We start from the raw sequence: 214 nt of genomic DNA on the forward strand, positions 1-214 counted from the left end.
GGAGTCACCAGGTCGCAAAACGCCTGGCGGGGTTTCCCCATTCGGAAATCCTCGGATCACAGCTCGATTATCAGCTCCCCGAGGCTTATCGCAGATTTCTACGTCCTTCATCGGCTCCAGATGCCAAGGCATCCACCGTTTGCTCTTAGAAACTTGACCACAAAGATTAAAATTGCGATCCAACGTCACCAATCAGCAGCCCGAAGGCTGATCA

Annotated in this window: 1 rRNA gene; it reads right to left on the reverse strand. The window is 52.3% G+C overall.

The window, feature by feature from the left end:
* Window positions 1–159, reverse strand: a 23S ribosomal RNA gene (locus tag BIU91_RS13160); the annotation flags it as partial.
* Window positions 160–214: the final 55 nt, after the last annotated feature.

The organism is Curtobacterium sp. MMLR14_002 (genome assembly GCF_001864975.1).
GTDB classification, from domain to species: domain Bacteria; phylum Actinomycetota; class Actinomycetes; order Actinomycetales; family Microbacteriaceae; genus Curtobacterium; species Curtobacterium flaccumfaciens.